The organism is Allokutzneria oryzae, from assembly GCF_042429765.1.
GTDB classification, from domain to species: domain Bacteria; phylum Actinomycetota; class Actinomycetes; order Mycobacteriales; family Pseudonocardiaceae; genus Allokutzneria; species Allokutzneria oryzae.
The window spans coordinates 299,847-315,122 of sequence record NZ_JBHLZU010000014.1; the positions used below are offsets into that span (position 1 = coordinate 299,847).

General features: G+C 70.5%; 15 protein-coding genes. 10 read left to right on the forward strand and 5 right to left on the reverse strand.

Annotated elements, in window-relative coordinates; genetic code table 11:
* Positions 1–11 precede the first annotated feature (11 nt).
* The 5 genes from ACFFQA_RS17360 to ACFFQA_RS17380 all read left to right on the forward strand — a co-directional run bounded on the left by ACFFQA_RS17360 (position 12) and on the right by ACFFQA_RS17380 (position 5,023).
* Positions 12–1,133: a hypothetical protein gene (locus tag ACFFQA_RS17360; RefSeq protein ID WP_377853005.1), complete on the forward strand. Its 1,122-nt coding sequence runs from the start codon at positions 12–14 to the stop codon at positions 1,131–1,133.
* The gene (locus ACFFQA_RS17365) at positions 1,130–1,666 is read left to right on the forward strand and encodes a hypothetical protein (protein WP_377853006.1); all 537 of its coding nucleotides are present in this window, start codon (positions 1,130–1,132) and stop codon (positions 1,664–1,666) included. Before ACFFQA_RS17360 ends, ACFFQA_RS17365 begins: the two co-directional genes overlap by 4 nt.
* A gap of 88 nt (positions 1,667–1,754) precedes the next feature.
* A complete protein-coding gene (locus tag ACFFQA_RS17370) occupies positions 1,755–3,149 on the forward strand; it encodes an FAD-dependent oxidoreductase (RefSeq protein WP_377853007.1) in 1,395 nt (464 codons plus the stop codon).
* Positions 3,150–3,178: 29 nt separating this feature from the next.
* On the forward strand, positions 3,179–3,532 hold the full coding sequence (locus tag ACFFQA_RS17375) for a hypothetical protein (RefSeq protein WP_377853008.1): 354 nt from the start codon (positions 3,179–3,181) through the stop codon (positions 3,530–3,532).
* A gap of 210 nt (positions 3,533–3,742) precedes the next feature.
* A complete protein-coding gene (locus ACFFQA_RS17380; RefSeq protein ID WP_377853009.1) occupies positions 3,743–5,023 on the forward strand; it encodes an HNH endonuclease signature motif containing protein in 1,281 nt (426 codons plus the stop codon).
* 898 nt (positions 5,024–5,921) lie between these two features.
* Here ACFFQA_RS17380 and ACFFQA_RS17385 read toward each other — a convergent pair.
* On the reverse strand, positions 5,922–6,365 hold the full coding sequence (locus ACFFQA_RS17385; protein ID WP_377853010.1) for a MarR family winged helix-turn-helix transcriptional regulator: 444 nt from the start codon (positions 6,363–6,365) through the stop codon (positions 5,922–5,924).
* Between the two features lie 56 nt (positions 6,366–6,421).
* Here ACFFQA_RS17385 and ACFFQA_RS17390 point away from each other — a divergent pair, with 56 nt between their 5' ends.
* Positions 6,422–7,243, forward strand: a complete 822-nt coding sequence (locus tag ACFFQA_RS17390; RefSeq protein WP_377853011.1) for an alpha/beta fold hydrolase — start codon at positions 6,422–6,424, stop codon at positions 7,241–7,243.
* Between the two features lie 83 nt (positions 7,244–7,326).
* Here ACFFQA_RS17390 and ACFFQA_RS17395 read toward each other — a convergent pair whose 3' ends face one another.
* The 4 genes from ACFFQA_RS17395 to ACFFQA_RS17410 form a co-directional block, all read right to left on the reverse strand.
* Positions 7,327–8,028: a GAF and ANTAR domain-containing protein gene (locus tag ACFFQA_RS17395; protein ID WP_377853012.1), complete on the reverse strand. Its 702-nt coding sequence runs from the start codon at positions 8,026–8,028 to the stop codon at positions 7,327–7,329.
* 324 nt (positions 8,029–8,352) lie between these two features.
* On the reverse strand, positions 8,353–9,030 hold the full coding sequence (locus ACFFQA_RS17400; protein ID WP_377853013.1) for a ScbR family autoregulator-binding transcription factor: 678 nt from the start codon (positions 9,028–9,030) through the stop codon (positions 8,353–8,355).
* Positions 9,031–9,156: 126 nt separating this feature from the next.
* The gene (locus ACFFQA_RS17405) at positions 9,157–9,549 is read right to left on the reverse strand and encodes a nuclear transport factor 2 family protein (RefSeq protein WP_377853014.1); all 393 of its coding nucleotides are present in this window, start codon (positions 9,547–9,549) and stop codon (positions 9,157–9,159) included.
* Positions 9,550–9,684: 135 nt separating this feature from the next.
* Positions 9,685–10,698: a cobalamin B12-binding domain-containing protein gene (locus ACFFQA_RS17410; protein ID WP_377853015.1), complete on the reverse strand. Its 1,014-nt coding sequence runs from the start codon at positions 10,696–10,698 to the stop codon at positions 9,685–9,687.
* A gap of 358 nt (positions 10,699–11,056) precedes the next feature.
* Here ACFFQA_RS17410 and ACFFQA_RS17415 point away from each other — a divergent pair, with 358 nt between their 5' ends.
* The 4 genes from ACFFQA_RS17415 (at position 11,057) to ACFFQA_RS17430 (ending at position 15,273) form a co-directional block, all read left to right on the forward strand.
* Complete coding sequence (locus ACFFQA_RS17415; RefSeq protein WP_377853016.1) at positions 11,057–12,307, forward strand: wax ester/triacylglycerol synthase domain-containing protein; 1,251 nt, start codon at positions 11,057–11,059, stop codon at positions 12,305–12,307.
* Between the two features lie 32 nt (positions 12,308–12,339).
* A complete protein-coding gene (locus ACFFQA_RS17420) occupies positions 12,340–13,245 on the forward strand; it encodes a LysR family transcriptional regulator (protein WP_377853057.1) in 906 nt (301 codons plus the stop codon).
* 112 nt (positions 13,246–13,357) lie between these two features.
* Positions 13,358–14,512 (forward strand): CaiB/BaiF CoA transferase family protein, encoded by a 1,155-nt coding sequence (locus tag ACFFQA_RS17425; protein ID WP_377853017.1) that lies wholly within the window; start codon positions 13,358–13,360, stop codon positions 14,510–14,512.
* Positions 14,509–15,273 carry a crotonase/enoyl-CoA hydratase family protein gene (locus tag ACFFQA_RS17430; RefSeq protein ID WP_377853018.1) on the forward strand — a complete coding sequence of 255 codons (765 nt, stop codon included), beginning with the start codon at positions 14,509–14,511 and terminating at the stop codon, positions 15,271–15,273. The genes ACFFQA_RS17425 and ACFFQA_RS17430 overlap by 4 nt, the downstream gene beginning before the upstream one ends.
* Positions 15,274–15,276 lie beyond the last annotated feature (3 nt).

Sequence of the window (15,276 nt, forward strand, 5' to 3'; positions counted from 1 at the left end):
GAGGAAGAGCTATGGCCATGGCTGTGACCGCACCGACGGCACGCGCGGGCACGAGAGGGCTCGCGCCCGCGATGGTGGTGCTCCTGGGAGCGCTGCTGTCGCTGTTCGGCCTGAGCTGGGACGTGCAGTGGCACATCGACGTCGGCCCGGACACGTTCTTCACGCTGCCGCACCTGTTCCTCTACGCGGGCAGCGCGCTGACCGGCCTCACCGCGCTGACCGTGGTCCTGCGCACGACCGCGGCCGAACGCGCAGGACGGGAGGTGGACCCGGCGGTCGGCGGCCGTGCGGTCGGCGTGTTCGGCCGGACCTTCGCCGCGCCGATCGCCTACCTGGTCACCGGGACCTCGGCGGCGACGTTCCTGGTCTACGGCCTGTGGGACCAGTGGTGGCACGGCATCTACGGCTTCGACGCCACGATCGACTCGCCGCCGCACATCGGCCTGCTGCTGTCGATCTCCACCACGATCATCGGCTCGCTGATGACCTTCGCGGTGGCCAAGGACCAGCCGTGGGGCCGCGCCGGGGTGTTCCTGGCGGTGGCGATGCTGGTGGCGTTCTTCACGATCACCTCGCTGGCCTTCAACGACGCCAACGAGGGCATCCAGGCGGTGGACATCAGCATCGCCTTCACCACGGTCACCCTCCTGGTCACGGCCACCTCGTTCTTCCGGAGGCCGGGCGCGGCGCTGCTGGCGGCGGCCACGGTCGCGGTGCTGCAGGCGGTGCTGTGGGTGTTCACGCCGTGGGCCGCGCACACCTACGCGGACTCGGTCGGCCTGCCGGTGCGGGACTACGTCGAAGGCGTGCCCGCGATGCCGAACCTGATCCCGATGAGCCTGCTCGGCGTGGCGCTGATCGTGGAGGCGCTGCTGTTCCTGGCCCGCCGCAACGGCTGGTCCGCCCGTGTCGTGGCCCCGCTGAGCGGAGCCGTCGGCGCGTTCGCGATCACCGCGCTCGCGCCGGTGCAACGCGCGATCACCAGGGAGTTCTCCTTCGGCGACTTCGGCTACACCGCGTTGACCTGTGCCGTTGCCGCGCTGCTCGGGCTGCTGGCCGGGGTGCTCGGCTGGCGCTTCGGCCTGGTGCTGCGCGCGGCGGCTCCGTTCACCACCAAGGAGGATGCCCGATGATCCGGCGCTTCTCGTCCCTGCTCGCCGCGCTCGGCGTGCTGCTGGTGAGCGCGCCCGTCGCGCTGGCCTACGAGCCGGTCAACGTGGTGCACACCGAACGGGTCCAGGTCGGGCCGTACGGGCTCACGGTCGGCTTCAGCACGTGGCCGGTCCGCGCGATGCAGTCACTGGACTTCACGTTCATCCCCGACGACGGCATCCAGGGCAAGTCCGGCACATTGCGGCAGACGCCGGAGGGTTCGGAGCGGGGCAGGACCACCCCGCTGGCCCGCCATCCCCGCAAGCGCGAGGTGTGGGGCCTGGACATCCGGTCGCTGGACCTGCCGGGGAACTGGACGCTGAAGTTCGCCATCGACGGCCCCGCCGGACGCGGCGAGGGCGCCCTGACCGGCCTGAAGGTGCTCGACCAGCCCGGCCCACCGCTCGCGCTGAGCTGGTCGGTGAGCGCGCTGCCACTGCTCGGCCTCATCGGCTTCCTCGGCGTGGCGTGGCGGCGGACGAAGCTGACTCATACCGAGCGCACGGCGGTCTGAGGCACGATAGGAAGGATCTGTTCACCGCCGGGTCCTGTGCTCCGCCGCCAGGGACGGGGCCCGGCGGGCACCGAGCTAGGAGTGTGTGGTGGCGACCTCTTCGTCCCGGCTGTTCGCCGAGATCAGCACGGCGCAACGCCCGAGCGGAACCAAGGTGATCATGCGCAGGGCCGTGGTGCTCGGCGCGAGCATGGCAGGGCTGCTCGCGGCCAGGGTGCTCAGCGACCACGCCGAGCAGGTCCTGATCATCGAGCGGGACGACTCCGACGTCGACAACGAGCCGAGACCGGGAGTGCCGCAGGGCACCCAGGTGCACGCGCTGCTGCCCGCGGGCCAGGTGCAGCTGGATCGCTGGTTCCCCGGCTTCACCGCCGAGGCCGTCGCGGCCGGCGCGCAGGTGCCCAAGGCCGATGAGGCCAAGCTCTACCTCAACGACGTGCTGCGGCCGACCCTCCAGCCCAAGGAGAAGCGCGAGGGGGCGCTGGTCACCACCAGGCCGTTCCTGGAGACCCTGGTCCGCCGCAGAACCCTGGCGGTGGAGAACATCACCCTGGTCAACGGCCGGGCGGAGGGCATCGACTTCTCCGGCACCCGCGTCAGCGCCGTCCGCTACGCGCCGACCGGCTCCGGGGAGACGGTGACCGAACCGGCGGACCTCGTGGTGGACGGCATGGGCCGGTCCAGCAAGCTCAGCGACTGGCTGGAGCGCGCGGGCTGGCCGAGCCCGGCGATGAAGCGGATGCCGATCAAGCTCAACTACGCGACGGCGGTGTTCCGCCGCGATCCCGCGATCAGCGACACCAAGGTGATGGTGGCGCAGACGACGCCGGGCAAGGGCCGCACCGCGCGCATGGGCGGCATCAACGCGGTGGAGGGCGACCGCTGGATCATGCTGATCGCGGGTTACGGCGACGACCGCCCGACCAGGGACCTGGCCGACTTCCGGGCCCGCTGCCGCAGGGACTTCCCCGCCGCCTTCGGCGACATCGCCGAGCGCGGCGAGCTGATCGGCGACGTGATCACCTACCACCAGGCCGACAGCAGGCGCCGCGAGTTCCACGAGCTCACCCGCCTTCCCGGCGGCCTGATCGCGGCCGGTGACGCGGTGGCCTCGTTCAACCCGGTGTACGGCCAGGGCATGACCTCGGCGATGCTGCACGCCTCCTGCCTGTCGGCCTACCTGCGCGAGAACCCCTCGCTCACCGGGCCCGCGCGCTCCTACTTCGACCGGGTCCGGGTGATCGTCGACGCGGCGTGGCAGATCTCCACCCAGGCCGATCTGGGCCTGCCGCACGTGGACGGCCCGTACCCGCGCGGCTACAAGATCACCAACTGGCTGAGCGAGCTGATCTTCGAAGCGTCGATGAAGGACCAGGAGCTCAACGCCAGGTTGAGCACGGTCACCACGATGATGGCGCACCCGATGTCCCTGGCCCGCCCGAGCACCCTCTTCCGCGCTCTCCGCGCCACCCTCGCCCGCTGACAGCGTCCCGCCGGGTGGGAGGAACGGCGGTGGGTCCAGGAACGTGGACGGCCGAGGACGGCAAGACCGTGACGATCGAGCACGACGACGGGCTCCGCGTCACGGTCTCGCCCGCCCCGGGCGCACCGCCGTACCAGAGCGCCGAACTGCTCGGAGGAGGCACGAAGGCGATCCACCGCCTCCCCGCGAGCACCAACACCGACGGCGAGGGGCGGGAGTACCTGGAGATCGAGGCGGGCACGCCGAACCTGGGGCCGACCTACCGGCTGCACCCCGAAGGCGACACCCTGTGGCCGGTCGTGGTGATGGGCCTCTACGACGACTACGACGACGACCTCGGTGCGCCGTGGGCCTTCCCGCTCCTCCCCCTGCACCGGTCCTGAACCATCCCACCACCTCCGACAGTCCCTTGAGGACAGTCAACCCCACCTGACCGAGTCAGCCCCAAATCCGTTGCACAGCTTGAAAATCCCCTGCGACGGTCACCCGAATGGGGAGTGCCGCGTCTTCGATTTCCCTTTCACCCCAACGGTTTCACCCGCTCGTGCTTTGCTGTCGATCATGTGTTCGAGTTCAATGGAAACCGAAAGGAGGTGATCCCCTTGGACACCCACGACTACATCGATCACTTGTCGGAGCACCTCGCGTCCGGCCGTTCGAACCAGATGCCCGAGGCCGACATCCTGCCGATGTTGCAGGCCCTGGAGAAAGCCTCCCGCCTCATCACCGCCGTCTCCCACGAGTTAGCGACCCAGGCCGAGCAGCGCAGCCTGCACGTGCGGCACGGCTGCCGCGACATCGCCGCCCTGCTGCGGGGCGCGCTCAACCTCACCCCGCACGAGGCCCGCCGACGCGGCCGTCTCGTCCACGAACTCCCCGCCCTCCCTTCGACGCAGCAGGCGTTGCGGGAGGGTGAGATCACCCTCGACCACGCCCTGGCCGTCTCCGACGTCCTCCGCGCCCTCCCGGCCACCCTCCCCGTGGAAGTCACCGACGACGCCGAGAAGGTCCTGGCCGAGCAGGCCCGGTTCCTCAACCACAAAGAACTGCAGAAGGCCGGAAAACACCTCCGCGCCGTCCTGGACCAGGACGGCACCCTGGCGGAGGAGAACGAGGGCATCGCCAAACGCTTCCTCCGGGTCTCCCAGGACGCGCGGGGCTGGGTGCACCTCACCGGGTGTCTGGACCCCGAAGGCGGGGAAGCGTTCCGGACCGCGATCCACGCGTTGTCCAAACCCCAACCCGCCGACGGCGACGCCGACCTCCGCTCGACCGACCAACGCCAAGCCGACGCCCTGGTCGCCTTGACCACCCAAGCCCTGCAAGCCGGTGACCTGCCCAAGGTCGGCGGGGAACGCCCGCACATCAGCGTCACCATCGACTACGCCGACCTCCGCGACGGCCTCTCCAGCGGCTGGGCCTCCTGGGGCGGGCCGATGACGGCGAAGACGATCCGGCGGATGGCCTGCGACGCCAAGATCATCCCGGTGGTGCTGGACACCATGGGCATCCCCCTGGATGTCGGCCAGGCCCAGCGCACCGTCACCGGCCCCTTGCGCACAGCGTTGGCGGTGCGGGACAAGGGGTGCGCGTTCCCGGGGTGCACGATGCCCGCGGCGTGGGCGGATGCCCATCACGTGATCCACTGGTCCGAAGGTGGCCCGACGGCCCTGTGCAACACGGTGTTGTTGTGTCGACATCACCACACGGTGATCCACGACGGGGACTGGGAAGTCGAGTTCGACCACGACGGACTCCCGGTGTTCATCCCACCCAGCTGGGTTGATCCACAACGACAACCCCGCCGCAATATCCGGACGGCGTGGCAGACGATGCTGCCGACCGGCGGTGGTCGGTACGAGGTGCCGGGGTAGTGGGCTGGCGGGTCCCGGATCACTCTGCCGCACGTAAGTGCCGTCGTCCTGGACCGGTGACCACGCCTGCCCACCGCCCGGTTCCCGGGTGGGTTGGCCTGCCGGGGCTGAGTTCAGAGATCTTGGCTGCTGTCTTTGAAAGGTAAGGGGTTGCTGGAAGTGCGGGAGGGAGGCAGACGGGCTTCGGAGGACAGGGGCACGCAACGGTGGTTGGCGCAGGAACCCCGCCCGAGCGGATGCTCAGCGCGCTGGCAGGACAGGGCGCCACCCAACGAAACCCCTCACAGTTCCTGTACCTCGCGGCTGACGTAAGGCGAGCCACGGGCACAGATCGGTCAGCCGGTGCGACCGAGGACCGCCCTCTGTCCACTGTGGCCGGTTACACCTCAAGCCCGCCGCAGCGGATCGACACCACCGGACGGACAGCTTCTCCGTCTCCGACATGTCGCCTCGGGCGGCCAAGCTGGCTGTGACCGGCGGTCCGCTCGACGACCTCGGTCCCGACCAGGCGGCGACGACCGCGAGGAACCCCTCTCGGCGGTGACCGGACCTCCGGCCAGATCCGCACCACCGGCGGGGCGATCGCGTTCGGCCAGATCCGCACCACGATCGCACTGGACAGCGGCGGTGCTCACCCCTGCCACCAGGGCCCCAGCGGCCGAACCGGATCCTGCCCAGCGGTTCCGCGAACGATGACCAGCCCAGGCACGAACGCGGACCTGCGGAACGAGCTGGCAGACCTCAGGAACCTGCCACTGGGACCGCCCCTCCGGATCGCGGCGCCCGGAGCCGGAAGGAACTACGGCCGCGCATCGGGCCGAATCCGCGCGATGGTCGGCCTGGGCCGCTCCACTGGACGTACCTGGCCGGGGCGCCGGGAACAGCCCTGACCGACCCGCTACAGCCTGGTCTTGTTGGCTGCGCCCCGAGCCAGCCGCCGCGCGAGGTCCTCCAGGAACTCCACCGCCGCGCGCACCTCGTCCGGGTCGTCGGTCCCCAGCGCCTCGGCCAGCACCTCGTCCACTGTGGACTTCACGAACCGCTCGGCCCGGCGCGGGATGTCCGGGGCCTCGCGCACCAGGGTCCGCCTGCGGTCCTTCGGGTCCACCGAGGTCACCAGCACGCCCTCGGCCCTGAGCCTGGCCACCGACGCCGAGACGTGGCTCTGCGGGAAGCCGGTGCGGGCGGTGATCTCGCTGACCGAGCTGTCCGGGTGCTCGAAGACGTCGAGCATCACCGAGCGCACGCTCACCGGCATCCGGTGGAAGTGGGAGGGCTCGATCGCCTGCTCCCCGATCTTCATCAGCCTGCGCCCCAACAGGAACAACTCAAGACCCCTCATCCACCGAATAGTACATCACACTTGATGCATCAGATTTGATGTTTTACCGTGGCGCCATGGAGACGAACACAAGAACGGTGACCGTGCCTGCGCCCGGTGCCGAGCTGCACGTCAGGGTGCGCGGCTCCGGCCCGGTCCTGCTGATCCTGCAGAGCGGTGACGGCATCGCCGAGGCCGCCGACCCGCTCGTCGACCAGCTCACCCACACCTACACCGTGGTCACCTACGACCGTCGCGGGCTCTCCCGGAGCACGATCCGCGGCAGGACCGACGGACACGACCTGACCACCCACAGCGAGGACGCGCACCGGGTGCTCGCCGCCGTGACCAGCGAGCCCGCCTACGTGCTGGGCCTCAGCATCGGCGGGCTCATCGCGCTCGACCTGCTCGCCCGCCACCCCGACCAGGTGCGCACGCTGGTCACGCACGAACCACTCGCGATAGCCCTGCTGAGCGGGACGGAGCTGGACGAGGCGGTGGCGGAGCTGACCGACGTCATCGACACCCACCGCGCTTCGGGAGTTCCCGCCGCGGCGCCGAAGCTCAAGCGCATGGGCGGAGGCACGCCACCGTCCTCCGGCGCGCTGCCCCCTGCCATCCGGCCGAGCGTGCAACGACTGGTGAACCTGGACTTCTTCATGGGCAACGACATGCCCGCGGTCCTGGAGCACCGCCCGGACATCACCGCGCTCAAGGCGGAGACGGCGCGGCTCGTCGTGGCCATCGGCGCCGACAGCGGCGCCGTCACCGCGCAGCGCTGCGCGCGGGCGCTGGCCGAGCAGCTGGACCTCACCCCGATCGTGTTCCCTGGCGGTCACTCCGGCTTCCTCACCCATCCGCGGGACTTCGCCGCCTGCCTCAACCCGCTGCTCCTCTGATCCCGATGGGCCGGTCGCGGGCTCACGGACGCGCGGGCGCAGAAGAGACGGTCCGCGAGCCCGCGACCGGCGGTGGTGGAGGGTCAGAAGAAGTCGGGCGCACCGGACAGGGCGAGCGCCGCGACCTCGGAAACGGGCTGGTCGTGCCTGCGCGCGTAGGTCAGCAACCGGTTGAGCGCCTCACCGATGCTGATCTGGTGGCGCTCGGCCAGCAGGCCAGTCGCCTGCCCGACGAGCATCGGCGAGTTGAGCGTGGCCTCGTGCTCCCCGGCGGGCTCCTCATGCCAGTACCGCCTCCGCGAGTTGAGGATGTTGAACGTGGTCACCTGAGAGAACACCCGCGCGACCGTCTGGACGTCGGAGGCGAGCGGGCCCACCGACGCGCGCAGCAGGTTCACGATCCCGATGGGCCGTCCGTGCGGCCACATGGGCACCGACCGCACGGCGGCGAAACCGCAGTCCAGCGCGGCCGGGACGAACTCCGGCCACCGGGCCACCGCCGTGGTCAGGTCATCGCAGTCCACCGGCTGCCCGCTCTTGTGGCAGTCCACTCCCGGGCCTTCGTTCTCCATCAGGCGGAACAGCTCCAGCAACCGCCGGTGGCCCGCCGATCCGCCGACGGAACTCAACCGCCCGCGCGAGTCGGCCAGCAGCACCATGGCCGAACGCACCCCGGGCAGTTCCTCACACCGCGCGGCGAGGGCACACAGCAACTCGATCGTGTGTGCTCCCTCGATCACCGTGTCGCCGAGGTCCGCCACACTGTGGAGAATCCCCTGTTCCATCAACTGCCTCCCTTGTCCCTCCCCCTCACGGAAATCCCTCACTGATCGCGAGCGTCCGGGGGTGGAGCCGGGTCCGCCTCTGCTGCCCGGATAAGGACGTGTGCGGCGGACCCGGCCATGCGGTGGACCGCGGACGTCGATCTCCCACCCCCATTGGGAGATCCCCTGATACGCAGCTCACCCCTGCGGACGTCACGCGGGCCACTCGCACCCTTCGGCCCGAGCGGGCCGCACTCACCCGCTCGGGCCTCATCGTCACATCAGGTGGACCGGGATAGCCGACAGCAGGCGGGTGATACCCAGAGAATCTCCGGCGTCCGGGCGCTAGTCGCGCGGTGCGTCCCCGGACAGGCCGTGGGGGGCCATGGCCGCGTGCAGCGCTCCCACCCGCAGCGCCGCCCGGCAGGTGGGGACGGCCAACAGGGTCACCCACATCCGCCACATGGTCTCCAGCCGTTCGGTGACGTCCTCGTAGTCGCACATCGCCCTGGAGAGCACACGCACCCCGATGACGCTGCCCACGATCCCCTCGGCGGCCTCCCGCAGGTCGACGTCCCGCCGCAGCTCGCCGTGGTGCTGGGCCTCGTGCAGCATGTCCCGGACCAGCGTGACGCAGCTGACCACCTGCATCCCGCCGACGAGGTCGAAGACCCGGTCCTGGAACAGCACGCGGTGCGCCGCCCTGGCCACCGGGTCCTGCCGCAGGTCAGCGAGCACCGCGTAGGTGACGTCGATCAGGTCCTGCAGGCGGTAGGGCTCGCTCGGCTGCCGCAGGCGAACGCTCGCCGCCTGCCGGTGCCACACCCCCGCCTGCTTCTCCAGCAACGCGAGGGCGAGCGCCTCCTTGGACGGGAAGTGGCAGTACAGAGCTCCTTTCGTGACTCCGACGGCCCGGCAGATGTCAGTCAGCCGAGCCTGGCCGTAGCCCTGGCTCTCGAAGACGGACGCGGCGGCGACGAGCAGCCGCTCGCGGGTGTTGTCCTTGTTCCTGTGTGACGTCAAAGGCATCGATGATCACTGAACCTGGGTATCCGGGGGGTGAGTGTTGTGCGGACTGGGTGCCCCGAAACCATGGTCACAAGTCACTTTCGGCGGTGCGGGGTACTACGGAGCCCGCGTGCGAGCGCATCATCCCCCGGGCGACGACGTCAGCGCAGCAGCTATCGCCAGCGAGTCCTCGAACATCCGCAGCTCGGTGATCCGGTCGCACCGCACGGACAACACCATCGCGAAGTCGTAGGAGAAGTCCCGGCCCGAGGCCGCCACCCGCCCGTGGGCCCGCCCGACGAGCACCGCGTCGCCCCGGTCGACGACGAGATGCCGCACGGTCATTCTGGTCAGCTCGAACACCGAGAGGTAGGCCAGGAAGTACGACTCGACCTCGCGAGCGGTGCGCACCTCCGTGGGCCACGGCGCGCCGGGGATGGGCGCGGTCCACCACACCACCTCGTCGGCGAACAGGCGCGCGAGTGCTTCCGTGTCCCGCGCGACCAGGCGCGCGACGAGCTTCTCGACGAGCATGATGACCTCGAAGCGCGCGGTTATGCGAACCGCCGCCTGCCCACTCCGGGACGCCTCGACAGACCAGGTGGCGTCAGCAAGCGAGACAAGCGGTCCTCCATCGCGTCGAACGGCCCGGGCTGGCTTTGCGGGCTGCTAGGCCTCCTCCAGCGCGACGCCGATGGCGCACCGGGCTTTCGGCACTCCTTCGAGGTCCTTGTGCCAACGGCTGAGGACCTGGTCGATCTGGTGCGAGGGGATGCCGCGGCGGTAGGCCACCCGGCGCAGCCAGCGCACGAACTGGTCGAACACGGCGGGATCGTTGACGAAGACCGCGGCCACCAGGGTGTCGGCCAACTGGCCGAGCACGTCGGCAACGAACAGCGCGAACATGTCGTCCCGCTTGGGCCGCTTGCGCAGGTGCGGGCTCAGCACCGTCATGCCCCGGTCGATCAGGTGGTCGCGCCGGGCGCCGATCCGGTCGACGTCGAGCTCGTGCGGCCGCGGCCGCGGGGCCGCCTTCCCTCCGGACAACGCGGGCAGCGGCGCGTCCAGGAACTCCATGACCTGCTCGGCATCGCGCGCCCAGGTCACATCGCCGAGCTTGGTCGCCCACACCCCTTCCGGCCCGAACCCGGTGCCGCCGACCAGGATCCGGTGGGTCAGCCCGTGCAGTGCGTTGACCGCCCGTGCGGCCTGCGGAATCCGCGCGGTCAGCAGGCAGGACAGCAGCACGGCCTCCGGACGCACGTGCGCGACGAACCGCCGGAGGTCGGCGGCGGGCACGGAGGCACCGAGATAGGTCAGCCGGTGCCCCTCACCCGCGAGCACGGTCGCGGTCGCCCGCGCCGGCAGGGAGTGCAGCTCGTCCTCGACGCAGGCGACGACGAGTTGCTTGCCGCTGCTCAGCTCCCGCTGCGCGGAGCCGAGTACCGCGAGTACCTGCTCGCTGATGCTGGTGGCGGCGTGTTCCTGGGCGACATTCCACTTCTCGGCCTCCCACGCGTCGCCGACCCTGCGCTGGGCGGGCAGGATCACGTTGCTCACGATCCAGCCGAGCCCGGTTCCGGACTCCAGCAGCTCGGTGACCAACCGTTCCGCTGAGACGGTGTCGATGGCGCCCAGCGCGTCGAAGTACATCGCGACGTACTTGTCGGCCTTCACGGTCACCCCGTTCTCCCGCCGTTCCGCTCCGCGAGCCCCGTTTCCGGGGAGGAAACCCAAATCCTGTCCCGTTCGGGGCCGCAGAGATACGCGCGAACAGGGTGATACCTCGGGTACTCCGATCGCCCGTCGCCCGATCGCACCGGACATGCGAACGCGGAGAAGGCAAATGCGCCATCCACGGCTTTCGGCGGCCAACCTCGCGAACCGCGCCGCGCGCGGGCGGCGACCGCACTCCGGTTGCCGCCCGCCACGGGGAATGTGATGATCAGCAAAACCGCGATGAACTGGAATCACAGGACAATTCGACGCTTCACCCGTTGAGGACCTTCCTCGGCTGACTCCACACGAAACGGTGACCCCGGTGCTCACAGACCGAGTTCAGACCCACGCCGACGAGCGACCTCGGCACTCGGCCGACGCCTCGGCGCGGCTGAACGGCCTGGAGTGCGCGCTGCTGTCCCACGAGGCGCGGTACCGGACGGGAAACCTGTCGGTCGGCGCGATGGGCCGCGTCGAGGGCAGGCCGCCGACGCTGGAGGACTTCCGCGAGGCGCTGCGGCCCGGACTGCGCGCCCGGTCGCGGTTGCGGCTCGCGGTGTCCACAGAGGACACCGGAAGCTGGCGGCACGTGGCGGAGCTGGACGTCCACGGGCACGTGCGGCAGTGGGTCTGTCCCACGGGGACGGAGCTGCGCACCGCGGTGGAGCAGATCATGTCGGCCCGGCTGCGCACCGACCGCCCGCTGTGGGAGGTGTGGCTGATCCGGGGCTACTCGCGCGACGAGTGGGCCGTGGTGTTCAAGGCGCACCACGCGCTGCTCGACGGGGCGTCGGTGGTCCAGGTGCTCGCCGAGCTCTTCGACACCGGCGGTGACGTGCACATCCCCGCGCAGCGCGGGAAGCACCACCTCCCGGAGGAGGAGCCGCCGAGGCAGGTGCGCGGCTCGCTGCGCAGGCTCGGCAGGTACTTCCCGTTGGCACGGCGGGCGTTCACCTGCGCCGAGGGTTCCGGTGAGCGCCGGTTCCACTGGGCCCAGGTGGACCGGTCCCGCCTGGAGCGCGCGGCGGCGCGGCACGGGGTCTCCGTCGACGACGTGTTCCTCGCCGCGCTCACCACCGCCGTGCGTGAATGGCGGCACACCCCGTGGGACCGAGGGACGCCGCGTCCGGTGTGGACACTGTTCGGCAACCGCATCGCGCCACCGCGGGTGCAGCTGCCCTGCCACGACCCCGACCCGGTCCGGCGGCTGGACACGATCGCGAAGGCCACCCAGGGGATCGGGGACGAGCCGGTGAGTTCCGAGGCCTCGTCACCGTGGCTGGCCACCAGGGCGGTGGCGACGTCGTTCTCCACCAGGCACGCCGCGCTGATCGCGAGCGCGGTGCACGGGCCGGAGTGGGAGCCGGGCTTCCACGGGGCGCGGATGCGGGAGCTGGTCCCGCTCGGCCCGCTGCCGGTGGGGCACTGGCTCGGCGCGTACCTGGTCACCCACGCCGACCGCGCCGGGGTCGGCTTCGTGCTGGACCCGTCGGTGCGCAACGGTGCCGAGCTGTGCCGCCTGTGGTCGCTGGCCTTCGCCGAGCTGGACGGGCCCCTGGAGCGGCTCTGCTAGACCGACCGCGCCGGTAGGGTTGCCGGGTGGAGATGTTTCACCTGCGCTACTTCGTGGCGGTCGCGGACGAGCTGAACTTCTCCCAGGCGGCGCGCAAGCTGCACATGGCGGCGTCCCCGCTCAGCCAGCGGATCAAGGACCTGGAGCACGAGCTCGGCAGGACGCTGTTCCACCGCAGCACGCACGGGGTGCGGATGAGCGAGGCCGGAGAGGCGTTACTGCCGATCGCGCGGGAGCTCGTGGAGAAGTTCGACTCCGTGCCGTGGCGGCTGCGCGAGGCGATGAACCCCGCGCGCTCCACGGTCTTCGTCGGGGTGGCGCCGAGCCTGCACCCGGTGCTGCGCGGGCGGTTGCGGGAGCTGGAGCACGACTGCGGCGAGGCGTACGACGTGAAGCTGTGGCCGGGCACCTCGGCCGATCTGATGGCGGGTGTGCGCGAGGGCAGGCTGGCGATGGCGCTGGTGCGGATGCCGGTCACCGTGGCGGCGCTGACGGCGGTCGAGGTGTTCTCCGAGCGGCTGGGCGCGGCCGTGCCCGCCGACCGCTTCGCCGGGTGGGAGTCGGTGGCGCTGCGGGACCTGGTCGACCTGCCCTACGTCCCCTCGCCACCGGACTCCACCCCCGCGTATTTCCAGCGGCTGGACTCCCATCTCGACGAGGCCGGGGTCAGGAAAAGGCTCCAGCTCAACCAGGTTGATTACGCCGGAATCGCGGAAATCATTTCGAGCGGCCTCGCGTTCTCGGTCACCATCATCGAGCCGGACAGCCCCATGCACCTCTACCAGCGGGAGAACCTCGCGCTGCTGCCGTTCTCCGACTTCGACCCACGCCTGTCAACGGCCCTGGTCTGGCACGCGGACCGGGCCAAGGAGGGCACCTACCTGCACGACCTGATCGAGACGGCAAAAAGGATATTCGCGGCACAGCATTCGGTATGACCACCGTGGTCATACCATTGTTCGCCACTTGATCATTCCACTCGCGCGCATTCCGTCATAGCGTTTCCGGTGAACGCGAAAGAATTCGACGGACAAGCGCGAGGTGGCAGTGATGACAGAGCAGGCGGGTCCCCTGGACGGCGTGCGGGTGATCGACCTGTCCACCGTGGTGATGGGGCCGTACGCGGCGCAGATCCTCGGAGACCTGGGCGCCGACGTGATCAGGATCGAGTCGCCGAACGACACCGCGCGCCGCGGCAACCACCACCGCTCCCCCGGCATGACGCCGCTGAGCATGAACGTCAACCGCAACAAGCGCAGCGTCTCGCTGAACCTCAAGGACGACACCGACCGGGAACGGGCGCTGCGACTGCTCGACTCCGCCGACGCGGTGATCACCAACATGCGGCCGGGTGCGCTGGGCAGGCTGCGGATGACCTACGACGAGCTCGCCGAACGCAACCCTCGGCTGATCTACGTGCACGCACAGGGTTTCCGCGGTGACTCCGACCGCGCGGGCAACGCCGCCTACGACGAGACCGTGCAGGCCGCGTCCGGGCTGGTGGACATCGCCAACCGCGCGCTGGGCATGACCAACTACCTGCCCACGATCCTCGGCGACAAGGTGTCGTCGCTGACCATCGTGTACTCGCTGCTCGCTGCGCTGGTGCACCAGCGGGCCACCGGGCGCGGCCAGCACGTGGAGGTGCCGATGACCGACACCCTGATCGCCTTCAACATGGTCGAGCACCTGGCCGGGCACACCTTCGAGCCCCCGCTCGGGCCGAGCGGCTACCCGCTGGCGATGGCCAGCTCCCACCGCGCGGTGCCCACCAAGGACGGCCTGGCCTGCGTGATCCCGTACACGCCGCGGAACTACCGCGACTTCTTCGCCGCCGCAGGGCGCCACGACCTGGTCAGCCACCCGCTGGTCAACGGCGAAGTGATCAACAGCGACGACGCCGAGGAGCTGGGGCTGCTGATCGAGGAGTGCTCCCCCGCGCTGACCACGGACGAGTGGTCGCGGGTGTGCGCGGAGCACAGCATCCCGATGGCGCCGGTGCTGGAGCTGGAGACCGCGCACGAGGACCCCTACGTCCGCGACGGCCACCTGCTCGACGTGGTGGAGCACCCGACCGAGGGCCCGATCCGCACGATCGGCATCCCGGTGCGCTTCTCCGCGACGCCCGCCTCGATCCGCCGCCTCGCCGCGCGGCCGGGCGAGCACACCGAGGAGGTCCTGCGGGAGCTGGAGGTCATGGCATGAGCACCGAGGTTCGCACCGAGGTCATCGGATCGACGCTGCTGATCACGATCGACCGGCCGGGCGCGAGGAACGCGGTGAACGCCGCCGTCGCGGCCAAGCTCTCCGCCGCGATCGACCGGCTTGAGCAGGAACCCGGCCTGCGGGTCGGCGTGCTCACCGGAACCGGCGGCACGTTCAGCGCGGGCATGGACCTCAAGGCCGCGCTCACGGGCGAGTCGCCCACCGTCCCCGGCCGGGGGTTCGGCGGGCTCGCCAGGGCGGAGACCACCAAGCCGCTGATCGCCGCCGTGGAGGGCTGGGCCGTCGGCGGCGGCTTCGAGCTCGCCCTGTCGTGCGACCTGGTCGTGGCCGCCGAGGGCGCCAGGTTCGGGCTGCCGGAGGTGGCGCGCGGGTTGATCGCGGCGGGCGGCGGGGCGATCCGGCTGCCCAAGCGGCTGCCGCACCACCTGGCGATGGAGCTGCTGCTGACCGGTGACCCGATCACCGCCGACCGCGCCGAGCACGTCGGCCTGGTGAACCGCCTCGTGCCGAACGGCGAGGCCGCCGCGGCGGCGATCCAGCTCGCCGAGCACGTCGCCGCGAACGCGCCGCTCGCGCTGGCCGCCGTGAAACGGGTCGTGCGCGCCGCGGACGGAGTCACCGAGGACGAGGCGTATGCCGTGCAGGACAAGGAAATCGCCGCGTTGATGGCATCGGCCGACGTGCGCGAGGGCATGACCGCCTTCGCTGAGCGCCGCCTGCCGACCTGGACCGGGAGGTGAGAC